Consider the following 17,544-nt stretch of genomic DNA (forward strand, 5'->3'; position numbering starts at 1 on the left):
TGCAGTTGTCCGCCGAACCCTCAACGTCTGGAGAGATCGTGGCGCGCAGTTCTGCGGCTCCCGCCATCAACCCCGTTCCCACCCGCCACCAGGAGCTGGTCTCCTGGGTCGAGGAAATCGCCGCTCTCACAGAACCGGACCGGATCGTCTGGTGCAACGGCTCCGAGTCGGAGTACGAGCGCCTGTGCGAAGAGCTCGTCGAGAAGGGCACGTTCACCAAGCTGGACCCGGTGAAACGGCCGCACTCCTACTACGCCGCCTCCGACCCCAGCGACGTCGCACGCGTCGAGGGCCGCACGTTCATCTGCTCCGAGAAGGAGGAGGACGCCGGCCCGACCAACCACTGGAAGTCCCCCGACGAGATGCGGGCCGTCTTCCAGGGCGAGAACGGTGAGGGAGGAATCTTCCGCGGCTGCATGCGCGGCCGCACCATGTACGTCGTCCCCTTCTGCATGGGCCCCCTCGGCTCCCCGCTCTCCGCCCTCGGCGTCGAGATCACCGACTCCGCATACGTCGCCGTCTCGATGCGCACCATGACGCGCATGGGACAGCAGGTCCTCGACGAGCTCGGAGAGGACGGCTTCTTCGTCAAGGCGGTCCACAGCGTCGGCGCCCCGCTGGAGGCCGGCGAGCAGGACGTGCCCTGGCCGTGCAACAACACCAAGTACATCTCCCACTTCCCCGAGAGCCGCGAGATCTGGTCCTTCGGATCGGGCTACGGCGGCAACGCGCTGCTCGGCAAGAAGTGCTACGCGCTGCGCATCGCCTCCGTCATGGCGCGCGACGAGGGCTGGCTCGCGGAGCACATGCTCGTGCTCAAACTCACCCCGCCGCGCGGTGAGTCCAAGTACGTCGCCGCCGCGTTCCCCTCGGCCTGCGGGAAGACGAACCTCGCCATGCTCGAGCCCACCGTCAAGGGCTGGACCGTGGAGACCATCGGCGACGACATCGCGTGGATGCGCTTCGGCGAGGACGGACGGCTGTACGCCATCAACCCGGAGGCCGGCTTCTTCGGCGTCGCCCCCGGCACCGGCGAGCACACCAACGCCAACGCCATGAAGACCCTTTGGGGCAACTCGGTCTTCACCAACGTCGCCCTCACCGACGACGGCGACGTGTGGTGGGAGGGCATGACCGAGGAGACGCCCGCTCACCTCATCGACTGGAAGGGCAACGACTGGACGCCCGAGTCGGGGACTCCGGCGGCCCACCCCAACGCCCGCTTCACCACCCCGGCAGGGCAGTGCCCGATCATCGCGCCGGAGTGGGAGGACCCGAGGGGTGTGCCCATCTCCGCGATCCTCTTCGGCGGCCGCCGCGCCACGGCGGTGCCGCTGGTGACGGAGTCCTTCAGCTGGCAGCACGGCGTCTTCCTCGGCGCGAACGTCGCCAGCGAGAAGACCGCCGCGGCCGAGGGCAAGGCCGGCGAGCTGCGCCGCGACCCGTTCGCGATGCTCCCCTTCTGTGGCTACAACATGGGCGACTACTTCGCCCACTGGGTGAACGTCGGCAAGAACGCCGACCAGGCCAAGCTGCCGAAGATCTACTACGTCAACTGGTTCAAGAAGGACCAGGACGGCAAGTTCGTCTGGCCCGGTTTCGGCGAGAACAGCCGCGTGCTCAAGTGGATCGTGCAGCGGCTGAACGGCGAGGCGGAGGGCGTCGAGACGCCCATCGGCGTTCTTCCCACGAAGGAGGCCATCGACCGGGACGGCCTCGACATGACGGACGCGGAGCTCGACTTCGTGCTCGAGGTGGACAAGGAGGTCTGGCGCGACGAGGCCGCGCTGGTCCCCGAGCACCTCAACACCTTCGGTGACCACACGCCGAAGGAACTGTGGGACGAATACCGCGCGTTGGTCGAGCGGTTGGGCTGACGGCCGCCGCCTCCCGGCTGCACAATGGCGCCCCTCACCGTCGGGTGAGGGGCGCCATTTGTGTGCGGGCACGGTCCGTCCGCAAGCGCCGCGGACATGTGCGTGCCGGTCCGTCGCCGTTCCATGCGTTCCATGTGACGGAAGCACTTGTCGTCCGGGCTTTAAATGTACATGGCTCAACTTTAGACCGAGTCTAAGTTAGGCTGTCATCCAGGCGACGCGACGCAGGAGGCCGACCGTGTACGAACCGATCCGCAGCAAGTCGGTACATGCCATGGCCGAGGCAGACTTCCCCCACCGCACGCGGGAAGAGGAGCTGGACATCCGTCTGGCCGGTCACCTCACGGCACTGCTGACGGTGACGGACGAGCTGCGGGCCCTCACGCCGTCCGACGAACTGGACGAGGCCGCGGAGGAGCTGGCCGCCCAGGTCACGCGCCTGCGCGACGGTACCGCCCCCCTTCGGGCAGCGCCGTCGGAGCACCTCGCGGACCCGGCGCACATCGACTCCCTGCACCACAGGGCCCACACCCTCGCGGGCCACGCGGTCGTGATGGCCACGTACCGGAACGACGAACCCGCCATCGTGGTGGCCAGCCAGTCCCGCGACTTCCACGCCTCGGCCCTCGGGCTCACGACTGCCTGACCGCGAGGCACTGAGAGCACATACGTGCACCGGGGTGCGTTGAGGTGCATGAGCTGAACTGAACCGAGGAACGTCGAGCTGCGCCGACGGCCACCGACGGCGGGAGATTCGGGCCGCACTCGTGCCGCGCGGACACGCGCGCCGGCGCACCCGCGAGGAAGCGGGGCTCAGGGCTGGCTGTAGCCCTCCAGGAAGGCTCCGATGCGCGTCACCGCGTCCTCCAGTTCGTTCACCGGCGGCAGGTTGACGATGCGGAAGTGGTCGGGGTCGGGCCAGTTGAAGCCCGTGCCGTGGACGATCATGATCTGCTCGGCGCGCAGCAGGTCGAGGACCATCTCACGGTCGTCCTTGATCTTGTAGACCTTGGGGTCGAGCCGCGGGAACGCATAGATCGCACCCTTCGGCTTCACGCACGTCACACCGGGGATCTGCGTCAGCAGCCCGTGGACCATGTCGCGCTGCTCCAGGAGCCGCCCACCGGGCAGCACCAGGTCGTTGATCGACTGCCGGCCGCCGAGCGCGGCCGCCACCACGTGCTGCGCGGGCATGTTCGCGCACAGCCGCATGTTGGCGAGGATCGTCAGCCCTTCGATGTAGCTCTGCGCGTGGCTCTTGGGCCCGCACACCGCCATCCAGCCGCTGCGGTACCCGGCCACCCGGTAGGCCTTCGAGAGCCCGTTGAAGGTGACGGTGAGCAGGTCGGGGGCGATGAGAGTCGTGGGCGTGTGCGTCGCGCCGTCGTAGAGGATCTTGTCGTAGATCTCGTCGGAGTAGACGATCAAGCCGTGCCGCCGCGCGATGTCCGTGAGGCCGCGCAGCATCTCCTCGTCGTACACCGCCCCGGTGGGGTTGTTCGGGTTGATGACCACGAGCGCCTTGGTGCGGTCGGTGACCTTGCTCTCGACATCGGCCAGGTCCGGCATCCAGTCCGACTGCTCGTCGCAGCGGTAGTGCACGGCCTTGCCGCCGGAGAGGGAGACCGACGCCGTCCACAGCGGGTAGTCCGGGGCCGGCACGAGGACTTCGTCCCCGTCGTCGAGCAGGGCCTGCATCGACATCTGGATCAGCTCGGATACGCCGTTGCCAAGGTAGATGTCCTCGACGGAGAGCTCGATGCCCTGCGTCTGGTAGTGCTGCATCACCGCGCGGCGCGCGGAGAGAAGCCCCTTCGCGTCGCCGTAGCCGTGGGCCTCGCCCACGTTGCGGATCATGTCCTCGAGGATCTCCGGCGGGCACTCGAACCCGAAGGGCGCCGGGTTGCCGGTGTTGAGCTTGAGGATGCGGTGCCCTGCTGCCTCCAGCCGCATCGCCTCTTCGAGGACGGGGCCCCGGATCTCGTAACAGACGTTTGCGAGCTTCGCCGACTGGATCACCTGCATTCCGCCACCTTACGGGCCGACCTGGAACGCGGCCACGTGTTATTGGCCACCCGGGGCACGGCTGGGCACCCGTCTTGACAGGTCAATTTTTTTGAGAGTCACTGTCAAAAGACACTGACCTTCGGAGTTGACCATGACGACACAGCCCGACCCACGCCGCTGGTGGGCGCTCGCAGCTCTCGGCACGAGCATGCTGGTGCTGGGTTTCGACCTGACGATCCTCAACGTCGCCCTCCCGGCGATGGGACGCCAACTCGGCGCCGGAACAGGGCAGATGCAGTGGATCGTGGACGCGTACGTCGTCGTCTTCGCCGCCGCGATGCTGCCGGCGGGACTCCTCGGTGACCGCTTCGGACGGCGGCGGCTGCTCGTCACGGGTCTGACCGTCTTCCTCGCCGCCTCACTGCTCGGCGGTCTCGCCGACGACGCCGGGTGGGTCATCGCGGCCCGTACCCTCATGGGCCTCGGAGCCGCCCTGGTCACGCCGCTCGCGCTGTCGGTGATCCCTTCCCTCTTCGAGGACGAGGGCGAGCGCACCAAGGCCGTCGGCATCATCACCGCATCGGTGGCCGGAGGCATGCCGCTCGGGCCCGTCCTCGGCGGCTGGCTCCTCGACCACTTCTGGTGGGGTTCGGTCTTCCTCGTCAACGTGCCGCTCGCCGCGCTCGGCATTCTCGTCTGCCTCACGCTGCTGCCCGAGTCCCGTGACGAGTCGGCACCCCATGTGGACGCGCTCAGCGCGGTGTTGAGCGTGGCCGGCCTCGGCTCCCTCGTCTTCGGCATCATCGAGGGACCCGCGCGAGGGTGGAGCGACCCGTACGTCGTCGGGACTCTCGCGGCAACGCCCGTGCTGCTGGCGGCGCTCGTGCTGCGGGAGCGCCGCGTCGAGCGGCCGATGCTGGACCTGAAGCTGCTGTCACGCCCCGCGTTCGCACGGAACGCGTTCACCGCGACACTGATCACCCTCGTGCTGGCGGGGCTGCTGTTCGTGCTGCCGCAGTACCTCCAGGCGGTGCTCGGCGTCGACGCGTTCGGCACCGGGCTGCGCCTGCTGCCGCTGATGGCCGGCCTCCTCGTCGCGGCCCGCGCATCGGGTCCGCTGGCCGCACGGTTCGGCTCCCGACCGGTGATCAGCACAGGGCTGGTGGTGCTGGCGTTCGCCGCCTTCCTCGGTGCCCGTACCGAAGTGGGCGACGGATACGGGCTGACGGCCACCTGGCTGACGATCACCGGGTTCGGCGTCGGCTTCGCGATGGTGCCGGCCATGGACGGTGCTCTCGCGGCGCTGCCCGCCACGCACGCGGGAAGCGGTTCCGGGCTGCTGATGACCGTGCGTCAGACGGGCGCCGCCATCGGTATCGCGGCGCTGGGGAGCCTGCTGTCCGGCACGTACACCGCCCGGCTCGCTACGGACGGACTGCCCGCGGCCGCCGCCGAGGCGGCCGGGGACTCCGTGATCGCCGCCCACGCCGTCGCCGCGAGGCTGCACTCGGCGGAACTGGCGGCCTCGGCGGACGCCGCCTTCGTCGACGGCATGACACAGGTGCTCTCGGTCTGCGGTGCCGCCGCGCTCGCAGCGGCGTTGACCACGGCGCTGCTCCCGGCGGGGAACCGCCGGCAGGCACCGGAAGCGGGAGCCGCGGAGGCGGCCGGCAAGGCGGAGGAGGGGCCGGGGTCCGGCTCCGTGCGCTCCGCACACGGCTCGTAGCTGGCCCCGGTGAGCCCGGATGGCCGACAATGAGGCCCATGGCCCCTGCACGTACCGAGTCCTCCGCCGTCTCCGAGTCCCGTCCGGGGCTGCGCGAGCGGAAGAAGATCAAGACCAGGCAGGCGATCCGGAAGGCCGCCTACCGGCTCTTCGACGAGCAGGGCTACGCCGCCACGTCCGTCGAGCGGATCGCGGAGGAGGCGGAGGTCTCCCCCAGCACAGTCTTCCGCTACTTCCCGACCAAGGAAGACATCGTCCTCACCGACGAATACGACCCGCTGATGCACGACGCGCTGCTGGCCCGTCCCGCCGACGAGCCGCCGGTCACCGCGCTGCGCAAGGCCATGCTGGAGGTGATCGGGCAGAGCATGCGCCAGGAGCCCGGCCGCGAGCCCGCCGAGGCCCACCAGCGGATCCGGCTCGTGCTGGAAGTGCCGGCGCTGCGTGCCCGGATGACCGAGCAGATGTCGCAGACGGTGCGGATCCTGGCGGAGGCACTGGCCGGGCGGACCGGGCGGGACGCGGACACCCTCGAACTGCGGGTGTGCACAGGGGCGTTGGTGGGTGCCATGTCCGAGGCGATGTTCTTCTGGGCCGGGAGCGACGAGCCGGAGGAGGACCTCTTCGCGGTCGTCGACCGGGCGTTGCGCGTGGTGGAGCGGGGAATCCCCCAGGCCCTCGGCGCCCGGAGGGCGGGGGTGCCCCGAGGCCCGCATGGCTGAGGGTGAAACGCCCCGGACCCCCGCACCCCGGACCCCGGCCCGGCCCGGCCCGGCCCGGCCCCGGGGGAGCTCAGTTCCGCAGTGACTGCTCCAGCGCCTCGGGGTCGACGGTCGGAGCGTCGCACGTGAAGTTGCGGCACACATAGGCCGTCGGGTTCCCGTCCAGCAGCGGGCGGTCCCGCAGCAGCGGCACGTCGAGCGCCGTCGGGGAGCCCGGCTCGCCCAGGGCGACCACCGCTCCGGGCGCCGTCGCCAGCAGCGCCGTACGGTGCAGCGTGCCCGTGCCGGGGTCCGTGTGCGGGCCGACCACGGCGATCTCCCTCGGGCCGTCCAGGGCGGCCTCGGCCGCGGCGAGTCCCCACCCGATGAAGCGCGGGGCGCGGGACGCCAGTGCACGCACGATTCCGAGCGCCCGCTCCGCGGCCTCGCGGTGACGTGAGCTGCCGGTGTACGCCGCGTACGAGAGGAGGGCCTGCGCGGCGGCCGTCCAGCCCGACGGGGTGGAGCTGTCCGTGGGGTCCTGCGGGCGGCGGATGAGTGCTTCGGCGTCGTCGGCGGTGTCGTAGAGCGCGCCATCGGCATCCGTGAAGTGGTCGAGCACCGTCTCCAGCAGCACTCCTGCGCTGTCGAGCCAGGCGGCCTCTCCAGTCACCGAGTAGAGACTGAGCAGGCCCTCGGCCACGTCCGCGTAGTCCTCCAGCACGCCGGCGCCGGAGCCAGCCGTCCCGTCGCGCGAGGTGCGGGCGATGCGGCCGTCGCCGTTCAGGTGCACGCGGGTCAGCAGGTGTGCGGCCGCCGAGGCGGCCTCGATGAGGTCGGGACGGTCGAAGTAGGCGCCGGTCTCGGCGAGCGCGGCGACGGCCAGTCCGTTCCACGCCGCGACGACCTTGTCGTCGCGGGCGGGACGCGGCCGCCGGTCGCGGGCGCTCAGCAGCCTCTCCCGTACGGAAGCGGCGCGGGAGTCGTCGGAGGGGTGCGCCCCGTCCGCACCCGGGAGGGCGCGGTCCCGGAGTTGAAGGACGGAGGCGCCCTCCTCGAAGGTGCCCTCGTCGGTGACGCCGAAGTACGCGGCAGCCCACTGCCCGTCCTCCTCGCCGAGGACGTCGGTCAACTGGGCGGGCGTCCAGACGTAGTAGGCGCCCTCGCGGTGGCTGCCGTCGCCGTCGTCGCTGTCGGCGTCGAGCGCCGAGGCGAACCCGCCCTGGGGCGTGCCGAGTTCGCGGACCATGAAGTCCGCGGTCTCCAGGGCGACCCGGCGGGCCATGGCGGAACCGGTGCTCCGCCAGGCGTGCGCGTAGACACGGCACAGCAGGGCGTTGTCGTAGAGCATCTTCTCGAAGTGCGGCACGACCCAGCCCGCGTCGACGGAGTAGCGCGCGAATCCGCCGCCGAGCTGGTCGTAGATGCCGCCGCGGGCCATCGCCTCGCAGGTCCTCCGGACCATCTCCAGTGCGCCCTCCGAACCGGTGCGGGCGTGGTGGCGCAGCAGGAACTCCAGCGCCATGGACGGCGGGAACTTCGGGGCACCGCCGAACCCGCCCCGTTCGGCGTCGAATTCACGAGTCAGTTCCAGCAGCGCCGTGGCCGGCTCCTCGGGGCCGGGCGGCTGCGGCTGGTCGTAGCGGATGCTGCGCGCGGCGAGGTCCCGCACGATCCGGCCGGCCACGTCGGTGACCTCCTCGCGCCTGTCGGACCATGCAGTGGCGACGCCTTCGAGCACCTGCCGGAAGGAGGGCATGCCGTGGCGGGGAGCGGGCGGGAAGTAGGTGCCGAAGTAGAACGGTTCGGCGGCGGGCGTGAGGAAGACGGTCATGGGCCATCCGCCCTGGCCGGTGGCCGCCTGCACGGCCTCCATGTAGACGGCGTCCACGTCGGGACGCTCCTCCCGGTCCACCTTGACGGGGACGAAGTGGGAGTTGACGTATCCGGCCGTGGCCTCGTCCTCGAAGCTCTCGTGGGCCATGACGTGGCACCAGTGGCAGCTGGCGTAGCCGACGCTGAGCAGCACCGGCACCCCCCGCGTGCGCGCCTCGTCGAAGGCGGCCTCCGACCAGGGCCACCAGTCGACCGGGTTGTCCGCGTGCTGAAGGAGGTACGGGCTCGTCTCGTCCGCGAGTCGGTTGGCCATCCGTCCATCGTGCCTGACGTGCCCCCGCGCACCCACAACCGCGCCCCCGGCGGAGGTCTTCGCGGGTGCTTCCGCCCTCCGGACGGCTCATCTCCGTGCGGCCCCGCGGCCCTCACGGCGGACCTGTCCGGCGGTCGCGCCGTCCACGTCGGAGCCGGCCGCCTCGAAGCCGCCCGCCTCAGAGCTGCGCGCGGTCGCCGCCCGTCGCCTCCCAGCCGGAGACGGCCAGGGCGCGGTACGCCGAGTAGTGGCTCGCCGGGTCGCCCGAATCCGCCCACGGGAGCGCGCCCACGTAGCCGTCGACGACGTGCAGCGCCTCCATGGCCTCGCCGTACCGCTCGGCACGTACGAGGAAACAGACCAGCAGGTGCAGGACGTGCGGCCGCACGGGATGGTCGGCCTCGACCTGGTCGACGGCGAACTCCGCGGCCTCCACGGCCTTTTCGATCTCCGCGCTCTGGTAGAGCCCGCGCACGACGTTGACCTCCGGCAGGTGCTCGTAGGCCGCGAAGAGCGGAAGCGCGGGAAGCAGCGTGCCCTCGGGGGCGTGGGCGGCGGCGGACTGCGCGAAGGCGTCGGCCTCGGCGCGCGATCCGCAGCCCTTCTCCGACCAGTACGGCAGGGCAGCCAGATGCGCACCCATGTGGTTCGGGGCCTTGCGGCGCAGCGTCGCCCACAGTTCCTCGAAGTCGGCGCGCCGGTACGAGAGATGGCGCGCGATGAACAGTTCGGTTATGTGCGGCGTGGGGTCCTCTGGAGCCAGCCGCGCGGCCTCCTCGCAGACCGTGCGTGCCTCTTCCAGGATGATGCGGTGGTCGGCGGAGGAGGGGTCGGCGACCGCCTGCCACACCAGGAACTGGGCGTAGACCTGGGCGCCGCCGGGGTCGGCGGGCTGCTGCGTGCGCCACTCGCGAAGCCAGCGCGCGTCGCGCAGGCCGGGTTCCTTGCTGAAGGAGACGCCGCCGGCCGAGCCGCCCCTGCCCGTGGCCGGTGAGTCGGGTGCGCCGAGCGCACGCGCCTGCGCCAGTTCCATCGCCGCGGCGCCCGCCATCGACTGCACCCGCTGCCAGCGCAGTTCCCACTCGTCCCCGGTGAGGGCCAGCAGCCTGGCGACCGGCTGCCAGTCCTGGGTCCGCTGCGTCTCGTCCAGCGCCTCGGTGAACTCCCGGTCCGGTCCCGGCAGTCGCACGTCGAGCTGCTCGGTCGGCACGAAGCCGTATCCGGCGCCCGGGTCGACGGCGCGTGAGATTCCCCGAGCTCCTTCCAGACGCTGCCGCCGGCGACGCATCGCGGGGACGACCAGGACGCCGAAGATGGCGGTCAGCGCGATCAGCACGAGCAGGGCTTCCATGGCTGCGTTCTCCCCGTTGGTACGCGGACGGGACGTGACAGGAGTAATCCTTCGGAGCGGTTCGCCTGAGCCGCTCTGACTACACCGTACGGCGCATTACGCTCGCCCCATGAGCGACCAGCGCGACAGCGGGCACACGCCCCAGAGCTTCGAGACCCTCGCGATCCACGCGGGGCAGACCGCCGACCCCGCGACGGGCGCGGTCGTACCGCCCATCTACCAGGTCTCCACGTACAAGCAGGACGGCGTCGGCGGCCTGCGCGGCGGCTACGAGTACAGCCGCTCCGCCAACCCGACGCGTACCGCCCTCGAGCAGAACCTCGCCGCCCTGGAGGGCGGGCGCAACGCCTTCGCGTTCGCGTCCGGGCTGGCCGCCGAGGACTGCCTGCTGCGGACCCTGCTCGTGCCCGGGGACCACGTGGTGATCCCGAACGACGCCTACGGCGGGACGTTCCGCCTCTTCTCGCGCGTCGCCGAACGGTGGGGCGTGGAATGGTCGGTGGCCGACACTTCGGACCCGGCGGCGGTACGGGCGGCACTCCGCGACCGTACGAAGGCGGTGTGGGTCGAGACGCCGTCCAACCCGCTGCTGGGCATCAGCGACATCACGGCGCTCGCCCAGCTCGCACACGGCGCAGGAGCACGGCTGGTCGTCGACAACACCTTCGCGAGCCCCTATCTCCAGCAGCCCCTCGCCCTGGGGGCGGACGTCGTCGTCCACTCGACGACGAAGTACATGGGCGGCCACTCGGACGTCGTCGGCGGCGCCCTCGTCCTGGACGAGTCGGAGCTGGCCGCGGAGATCGCCTTCCACCAGAACGCGATGGGCGCGGTGGCCGGCCCGTTCGACTCGTGGCTGGTGATGCGCGGCACGAAGACCCTGGCCGTACGGATGGAGCGGCACAGCGCGAACGCGTCCCGGGTGGCGGAGATGCTCCAGGCGCATCCGCGGGTCACGCACGTCTACTACCCGGGGCTGCCCTCCCACCCGGGCCACGAGACGGCGGCGAAACAGATGCGGGCCTTCGGCGGGATGGTCTCCTTCCGGGTGGCGGGCGGCGAGGAGGCGGCGGTCCAGGTGTGCAACCGTGCGCAGCTGTTCACGCTCGGGGAGTCGCTGGGCGGCGTCGAATCGCTGATCGAGCACCCCGCGCGCATGACGCACGCGTCGGCGGCGGGCTCCGCGCTGGAGGTCCCGGCGGACCTGGTGCGGCTGTCCGTCGGAATCGAGTCGGTGGAGGACCTGCTGGCGGATCTTCAGCAAGCGCTGGGCTGAGCAGTCAGCTCGTCCGGGTCTGCGCACGTCCGGGTCTCCGCTGGGCCGCGGAGACCCGGACGACAAGTGATCGGGACGACAAGAGATCCGTACTGACGAGAGGCCCGGCCAGGGTCCAGCGCCGGGTGAGCGGCCCGGCACGGGCCCGGCGCTACCAGCCGACCGGCGGCGTCGTCCGCGCCGGCTCGCCCACCCAGGGCTGCGCGACCGCGGCCCATACGGCGACCGCCACGGCCACGGCGAAGAACACCCACAGCACAAGCGCCGCGGTGCGCCGCCGCTGGGCGATGCGCAGCCCGCGGGCCAGGGCCCGCGCGGCCAGGTCCGCCGGCACGGGGGCCGGAGGCACGGACTCCAGGATGCGGCGGACCTGCGTCTCCTTCCGGTCGGGAAGCCTCATGCGGCCCCCCTCGGCTCACGCCCCGCACCGTCGCCGTGCCGCACGGCCCCGGCGGCGGCCGACACCCTGTGCCGCAGACCGGTGGCGATGCGGGACGCGATCCTGGTGGCGGCAGGGGGCTCCGCGTCCGGAACCGCACCGGTGGGGGTCCCGCCCCCGCGTGCCCCCTCACGGCTGAGGACCGTCGCCATGCCCCGGGTGCACAAAGCCCGCACCCGTTCGACGGGCAGTCCGAGAGCCGCGGCGACCTGCTCCTCGGCGACCCCTTCGTACAGCCGCAGCACCAGCATCAGCCGCTCCTGCGGGGGCAGCCCGGCCAGCAGCCCGCCGCGGGGGCGCCTGTAGCGCCGGGCGGTGTGTGCGAAGTGGGCGGCGAGGTCCTGGCGGGTGTGCTCGTAGGGGTCCTCGCCGCGCAGGCGGTCCCAGTCCGCGTACGTACGGGAGAGGGCGCCGGCGAGCAGTTCCCGCGCTGCCGGGGCGGAACCGAACGGCTCGCCGGTGAGCAGCGTGGCGGCATGCAGCAGTCTGCCGGCCGCGCCCGCGACGAACGCCTCGAACTCCCGGGCCCGGCGGCGTTGCTCTCGCGCCCGCCGCTCTCCCACCTGCGCCTCCCGTACCGCAATAGGACGGCAGGCGCACTGATCAAATCAAGAGGCCGGTACTTCCGGAGTCTCCGTGGAGGGGTGGATGCCCTGCATGGCTGTGTTGAAGCGGGTCAGGAGCCGGCAGAAGGTCTCTCGGTCCTCTTCGGTCCAGTCGTCGGTGAGCACCGCCATCAGCTCCCGCCGTGAGGAGCGCACCTGGTTGAGGCGGGCGATGCCGTGCGGGGAGAGCTTGAGTACGACGGCTCGGCCGTCGTCGGGGTGCGTGGTGCGGGTGACCAGGCCTCCCTCGACGAGCGGCGCGACCTGCCGGGTCACGGTCGAGGAGTCGATCCCCATGCCGGAGGCGAGCGCCTTGACACCCATGGGGCCGTTCCGTTCGAGCCTGTTGAGCAGCAGGTACGCGGCACGGTCCATGGAGTTGCGCGCCTGGCCTATGCCTCCGAGGCGGGTCTGCTCGGCTCGGCGTGCGAAGACGGCGACCTGGTGCTGCATGGCGTCCAGGACGCGCCCCTCGGATGTGCCGGCACCTTCGGGGCTCTCGTGGTGTTCTGCTGCGTCATGCCCGGTACGGGGCTGATCCGGGGCCTGATCTGTGCTGTTCACTGTCATCATGTCCGGTTGCATGGGCATGCCGAGGCGCTCGCTTCTTCGGGAAGTTCCACGGAAAAGACCTGATTCTGCTGCCCAGCGTAAACGGAGCACGCTCCACCCGTACCTGTGCTGCATGAACAGGGCCGTTACCTACCAGCACCCGCGGCGCCGCGAACTGCGACACTGGCGCCATGGTCTCCCCCGCCCCCGACGCCACAGGCGTACCGGCGTCCGTCACCGTCGAGGACGTGCGTGCCGCGCAGAAGACACTCGCCGGAGTGGCCCGCACGACGTCCCTGGAAGGCAGCCGGCACCTCACCCGCCTCGTCGGATCCCCCGTGCACCTCAAGTGCGAGAACCTGCAGCGCACCGGCTCGTTCAAGCTGCGCGGCGCGTATGTGCGCATCGCCGGGCTCTCCCCCGAGGAGCGTGAGCGCGGCGTGGTCGCGGCGAGCGCAGGCAACCACGCGCAGGGCGTCGCGCTGGCGGCCTCCCTGCTCGGCGTCGCGTCCACGGTCTTCATGCCGGAGGGCGCCCCGCTGCCGAAGGTCGCCGCGACACGGGAGTACGGCGCGGAGGTGGTGCTGCGCGGCCAGGTCGTCGACGAGACGCTGCGGGCTGCGCAGGAGTACGCGGAGGAGACGGGCGCCGTCTTCATCCATCCCTTCGACCACCCCGACGTGGTGGCCGGGCAGGGCACGATCGGGCTGGAGATCCTCGAGCAGTGCCCCGAGGTGCGCACGATCGTGGTGGGGGTCGGTGGCGGCGGGCTCATCGCCGGCATCGCGGTGGCGGTGAAGGAACTGCGGCCCGACGTACGGATCATCGGCGTGCAGGCGGAGGGTGCGGCGGCGTATCCGCCCTCGCTCGCAGCGGGCAGGCCGATGGCGCTGGAGACGGTCTCCACGATGGCCGACGGCATCAAGGTCGGGCGGCCGGGAGATGTGCCGTTCAAAATCGTTGGCGGCCTCGTGGACGAGGTCCGTACGGTGTCGGAAGACGCTCTCTCCAGCGCGTTGTTGCTCTGTCTGGAGCGGGCGAAGATGGTGGTCGAGCCGGCAGGGGCCAGTCCCGTGGCGGCCCTGCTCTCGCGGCCGGAGTCGATCGAGGGGCCCGTCGTCGCGGTGCTTTCCGGGGGCAACGTCGACCCTCTGGTGCTTCAGCGGACGCTGCGTCACGGCATGGCGGCCGCGGGACGCTATCTGTCCCTTCGGCTGCGGCTGACCGACCGGCCGGGGGCGCTGGCTGCGCTGCTGAAGGAGTTGTCAGTGGCGGACGCTAACGTCCTGGACGTGGGCCATGTTCGGACCGATCCGCGGCTCGGGCTCGACGAGGTGGAGGTGGAGCTGCACTTGGAGACCAAGGGGCCGGAGCACTGCGACGACGTCAGGAACCAGCTGCGAGCGGCCGGATACACGGTCGTTCTGACCCGCTGAGACCCTCGGCCGACCGCGAGAGCCGACCCCGGCTTTCTGCGCTCGAAAGCCCTGGCCCGGCCACCTGCGCTCCGCGTCGGAGCACTCGCGACTGTCGCGAGTTTCGAACTGGTTGACGCGATGTATCGCGTTCACACATACTACTGGCCTACCGGTCCTCGGTACGGCTTTGCGACCTCATGCCGGATATCTCCGGCCTGTTCGACATTCACTGTTACTTCTCCACATCCGGGAGCCCATTTATGCCAGGCGCCATTTACGCCGAGGGTCTCGTGAAGACCTTCGGCGAGGTGAGGGCGTTGGACGGCGTCGACCTCGACGTCCCAGAGGGCACTGTTCTGGGCCTGCTCGGCCCCAACGGCGCCGGCAAGACCACTGCCGTGCGGGTGCTCACCACCCTCATCCGGCCCGACAGCGGCAAAGCTGTCGTGGCCGGACTCGACGTCCTCGAAAAACCCAACGAGGTGCGGCGTTCGATCGGCCTGTCCGGCCAGTTCGCCGCCATCGACGAATACCTGACCGGCAGGGAGAACCTGCAGATGGTCGGCCAGCTCTACCAGCTCTCCGCGCGCGACGCGAAGCGGAGGGCGGGCGAACTGCTCGAGCGCTTCAACCTCGCGGACGCGGCTGACCGCACGGCCAAGACGTACTCGGGCGGCATGCGCCGGCGTCTCGACCTCGCGGCGGCGCTCGTCGTCCGTCCGCCCGTGATGTTCATGGACGAGCCGACGACCGGTCTCGACCCGCGCAACCGTCTGCAACTGTGGGAGGTCATCGAGGAGTTGGTGGCCGGCGGCACGACGCTCCTGCTCACCACTCAGTATCTGGAGGAGGCCGACCGCCTCGCCCACGACATCGCCGTGGTCGACCACGGCAAGGTCATCGCCCGCGGCACCTCCGACCAGCTCAAGGCCCAGACGGGCGGCGAGCGCGTCGAGGTCGTCGTGCACGACCGCGGCGAGATCGCCACGGCCGAGGCCGTCCTGGCCAAGCACGGCATGCCGGGCACCGGCCCGGAGGGCGTCACCGTCGAGCAGCACACCCGCAGGCTCACGGTCCCGGTCACCGGCGGCGCGAAGCTGCTCGCCGAGGTCATCCGCGAACTGGACGGCCGCGGCGTCGAGATCGACGACATCGGCCTGCGCCGCCCCACTCTCGACGACGTCTTCATCACCCTCACCGGCCACGCCGCCGAGGACCGCGAGGAGAACGGCGCCACGGAGGCGGCCGACGGCCCGGCCGCGGACAAGAAGCAGAAGCGCAGGAGCAGGAAGCAGAAGAAGGAGACCGTCAAGTGACTGCCACGACCACGGCACCGACGGCACCCACGCCGGCCGCCCCGGCCGGAGGCGGCCTTCGCCAGTCCGTGCGCGACTCCCTGACGGTCGCCAAACGCAACCTCATCCGGATGCTGCGCATCCCCGAGGTCATCGTCTTCGGGCTCTTCCAGCCCATCATGTTCGTGGTGCTCTTCAGCTACGTCTTCGGCGGTTCCATCAACCTGCCGGGCGCGGGCCTCGACCCGGGGCTCTACCGCGAGTTCCTGATGGCCGGCATCTTCGCGCAGACGGTCACCTTCGCCACGGCGGGAGCGGGCGCGGGTATCGCCGAGGACATGCACAAGGGCCTCATCGACCGCTTCCGTTCGCTGCCCATGGCCCGCGGCGCCGTGCTCACGGGCCGCACGCTCGCCGACCTCGTACAGACGGGGCTGACGCTGATAGTGCTGGCCCTCGTCGCACTGCTCGTCGGCTGGCGCACCCACGAGAACGGGCTGAAGGTGCTGGCGGGATTCGGCCTGCTGCTCCTGCTCGGATACGCCTTCACCTGGATCGGCGCGCTGATCGGCCTGACGGTCCGCACGCCCGAAGCTGCCACCTCCGGCGGTCTGATCTGGCTCTTCCCGCTGACGTTCATCTCGAACGCCTTCGTCCCGTCGCAGAACATGCCGGCGGTGCTGCGGCACTTCGCCGAGTGGAACCCGTTCAGCGCCACGGTGCAGGCCTGCCGCGAGCTCTTCGGCAACCTCCCGCCGAACTACCCGGTGCCGGACGCGTGGCCCATGCAGCACCCGGCGTGGGCGTCGCTGATCTGGTCGATCCTGATCATCGCGTTCTTCCGCACCCTGGCGGTCCGCAAGTACAAGTCCGCAACAGCCTGACAGGCGACTGCACACACCTGTGGGCCCCGGCCACATCGAGCGGACGGGGCCCACAGGGCTGTCTGATTCGGTGTCGGTCTCCGGTCCGGTGCTCCGCCCGGGCCGTCCGCGGACCTCCGCGGACGGCCGGCGCCTCAGCCCTGGTACGGCTTCGCCTCCAGGATCCTCACCGACGCCATCTTGCCGTTGGGCAGTTCGTACTCGGCGTCCGTACCGACCTTCTTGCCGTTCACGCCGCTGCCCAGCGGGGACTGCGGCGAGTACGTCTCGATCTCCGAGCTCGCGTACTCGCGCGAAGCGAGCAGGAAAGTCACCGTGTCGTTCTCGTCACCGTCGAAGGCGATCTTCACGACCATGCCGGGGGCCACGACTCCCGTGTCCGCGGGAGCCTCGCCGACCTTGGCGTTCTCCAGCAGCTGTTCGAGCTGCCGCACGCGCAGCTCCTGCTTGCCCTGCTCCTCCTTGGCCGCGTGGTACCCGCCGTTCTCGCGGAGGTCACCCTCTTCGCGAGCTGCCTCGATCTTCTTGGAGATCTCGGTACGTGCAGGACCCGACAGGTACTCCAGCTCGGCCTTGAGCTGGTCGTACGCCTCCTGGGTGAGCCAGGTGACGTTGTCGCTGGTCTGGGTCACAGGTGCTCCTCGTCGGTACTGGGAATAAAAACATCGCCCTGCCCAGAGGCTGCGCCTTCGGGGTGGGGCGGAAACTACGAGCCTAACAATTCAGGTGGAAAAGGGAAGAAGGTCGAACGCTGCGTACGGTCTCAGTGACCTTCGGTTTCCCGCGGTTCGCAGCCCACCAGCTCGGCGCTCGTGGCACGCCTCGTGGTCCGTACCGTGACGATCTGGTCCACCTGCTCCGCGCGGCCGGTGACTGTCGCGTCCTTGCGTCCGACCTCGCCACCGTCGGCGGCACGCGTACGCAGCGTGCAGACACCCGCCGCCTCGGCGTCCTTGCGGACCTCGAGGTGCACTTCCACCGTACGGCCGGAGACCACCTTGAACTTGATCACCTGGCCACTGACCGGCTGCCCGCCGACGTAGTCCGCGCCGATCCAGCCGAGCCCGGCGAGAGACAGCACTGCCAGCACCCAGCCGACGATCTTCAGCTTCCGGTCGGTGCGCGCATCGCGCCCCGCGCCTGACGCCCCGTACCGCCCCTCGGGCAGACCGCCGGCGCCGGGGGCACGCTCACCACCGTCCGCGCGTCGCACGTCAACCATGGCGGGGTCCGCTTTCGTCGCATCGAAGGGCGTGGGATATCG

At 70.7% G+C, this 17,544-nt stretch carries 16 protein-coding genes; 8 read left to right on the forward strand and 8 right to left on the reverse strand.

Annotated elements, in window-relative coordinates:
• Nucleotides 1-38 precede the first annotated feature (38 nt).
• Both EV375_RS13675 and EV375_RS13680 read left to right on the forward strand, forming a co-directional pair.
• Nucleotides 39-1,877, forward strand: coding sequence for a phosphoenolpyruvate carboxykinase (GTP) (locus EV375_RS13675; RefSeq protein ID WP_130299688.1), 1,839 nt, complete (start codon nt 39-41; stop codon nt 1,875-1,877).
• A 238-nt stretch (nt 1,878-2,115) separates the two neighbouring features.
• Nucleotides 2,116-2,523: an SCO4983 family protein gene (locus EV375_RS13680; protein WP_130299689.1), complete on the forward strand. Its 408-nt coding sequence runs from the start codon at nt 2,116-2,118 to the stop codon at nt 2,521-2,523.
• Nucleotides 2,524-2,690: 167 nt separating this feature from the next.
• On the opposite strand, the gene EV375_RS13685 is transcribed toward EV375_RS13680, so the two are convergent.
• Entirely contained in the window at nt 2,691-3,902 is a 1,212-nt protein-coding gene (locus EV375_RS13685; protein WP_130299690.1) for a pyridoxal phosphate-dependent aminotransferase, read from the reverse strand.
• Nucleotides 3,903-4,035: 133 nt separating this feature from the next.
• Here EV375_RS13685 and EV375_RS13690 point away from each other — a divergent pair, with 133 nt between their 5' ends.
• Nucleotides 4,036-5,610 (forward strand): MFS transporter, encoded by a 1,575-nt coding sequence (locus tag EV375_RS13690; RefSeq protein ID WP_130299691.1) that lies wholly within the window; start codon nt 4,036-4,038, stop codon nt 5,608-5,610.
• 38 nt (nt 5,611-5,648) lie between these two features.
• On the forward strand, nt 5,649-6,332 hold the full coding sequence (locus EV375_RS13695) for an acyl-CoA-like ligand-binding transcription factor (RefSeq protein WP_130299692.1): 684 nt from the start codon (nt 5,649-5,651) through the stop codon (nt 6,330-6,332).
• Nucleotides 6,333-6,402: 70 nt separating this feature from the next.
• Here the strand turns inward: EV375_RS13695 and EV375_RS13700 are convergent, their stop codons facing one another.
• Together EV375_RS13700 and EV375_RS13705 are read right to left on the reverse strand one after the other, a co-directional pair.
• On the reverse strand, nt 6,403-8,460 hold the full coding sequence (locus tag EV375_RS13700; protein WP_130299693.1) for a thioredoxin domain-containing protein: 2,058 nt from the start codon (nt 8,458-8,460) through the stop codon (nt 6,403-6,405).
• 178 nt (nt 8,461-8,638) lie between these two features.
• A complete protein-coding gene (locus EV375_RS13705) occupies nt 8,639-9,811 on the reverse strand; it encodes a hypothetical protein (RefSeq protein ID WP_130299694.1) in 1,173 nt (390 codons plus the stop codon).
• 109 nt (nt 9,812-9,920) lie between these two features.
• Between EV375_RS13705 and EV375_RS13710 the strand changes: the two genes are divergently transcribed.
• Complete coding sequence (locus EV375_RS13710; protein ID WP_130299695.1) at nt 9,921-11,087, forward strand: cystathionine gamma-synthase; 1,167 nt, start codon at nt 9,921-9,923, stop codon at nt 11,085-11,087.
• A 151-nt stretch (nt 11,088-11,238) separates the two neighbouring features.
• Here EV375_RS13710 and EV375_RS13715 read toward each other — a convergent pair whose 3' ends face one another.
• Genes EV375_RS13715 through EV375_RS13725 form a run of 3 tightly spaced genes read right to left on the reverse strand, consistent with a single transcriptional unit; the run spans nt 11,239 to nt 12,701 of the window.
• On the reverse strand, nt 11,239-11,487 hold the full coding sequence (locus EV375_RS13715) for a hypothetical protein (protein ID WP_130299696.1): 249 nt from the start codon (nt 11,485-11,487) through the stop codon (nt 11,239-11,241).
• Nucleotides 11,484-12,089, reverse strand: a complete 606-nt coding sequence (locus tag EV375_RS13720; RefSeq protein ID WP_130299697.1) for a sigma factor-like helix-turn-helix DNA-binding protein — start codon at nt 12,087-12,089, stop codon at nt 11,484-11,486. The genes EV375_RS13715 and EV375_RS13720 overlap by 4 nt, the downstream gene beginning before the upstream one ends.
• Nucleotides 12,090-12,134: 45 nt before the next feature.
• Nucleotides 12,135-12,701 (reverse strand): MarR family transcriptional regulator, encoded by a 567-nt coding sequence (locus tag EV375_RS13725; RefSeq protein WP_130301830.1) that lies wholly within the window; start codon nt 12,699-12,701, stop codon nt 12,135-12,137.
• A 173-nt stretch (nt 12,702-12,874) separates the two neighbouring features.
• Here EV375_RS13725 and ilvA point away from each other — a divergent pair, with 173 nt between their 5' ends.
• The 3 genes from ilvA (at nt 12,875) to EV375_RS13740 (ending at nt 16,280) form a co-directional block, all read left to right on the forward strand.
• On the forward strand, nt 12,875-14,119 hold the full coding sequence (gene ilvA, locus EV375_RS13730; protein ID WP_130299698.1) for a threonine ammonia-lyase: 1,245 nt from the start codon (nt 12,875-12,877) through the stop codon (nt 14,117-14,119).
• Between the two features lie 242 nt (nt 14,120-14,361).
• Nucleotides 14,362-15,417 (forward strand): ATP-binding cassette domain-containing protein, encoded by a 1,056-nt coding sequence (locus EV375_RS13735; RefSeq protein WP_130299699.1) that lies wholly within the window; start codon nt 14,362-14,364, stop codon nt 15,415-15,417.
• Entirely contained in the window at nt 15,414-16,280 is an 867-nt protein-coding gene (locus EV375_RS13740; RefSeq protein ID WP_130299700.1) for an ABC transporter permease, read from the forward strand. The genes EV375_RS13735 and EV375_RS13740 overlap by 4 nt, the downstream gene beginning before the upstream one ends.
• 134 nt (nt 16,281-16,414) lie before the next feature.
• Here EV375_RS13740 and greA read toward each other — a convergent pair whose 3' ends face one another.
• Together greA and EV375_RS13750 are read right to left on the reverse strand one after the other, a co-directional pair.
• Nucleotides 16,415-16,912 carry a transcription elongation factor GreA gene (gene greA, locus EV375_RS13745; RefSeq protein ID WP_055485721.1) on the reverse strand — a complete coding sequence of 166 codons (498 nt, stop codon included), beginning with the start codon at nt 16,910-16,912 and terminating at the stop codon, nt 16,415-16,417.
• A 131-nt stretch (nt 16,913-17,043) separates the two neighbouring features.
• On the reverse strand, nt 17,044-17,502 hold the full coding sequence (locus EV375_RS13750) for a DUF4307 domain-containing protein (protein ID WP_130299701.1): 459 nt from the start codon (nt 17,500-17,502) through the stop codon (nt 17,044-17,046).
• Nucleotides 17,503-17,544 lie beyond the last annotated feature (42 nt).

Source organism: Streptomyces sp. CNZ301 (assembly GCF_004217425.1).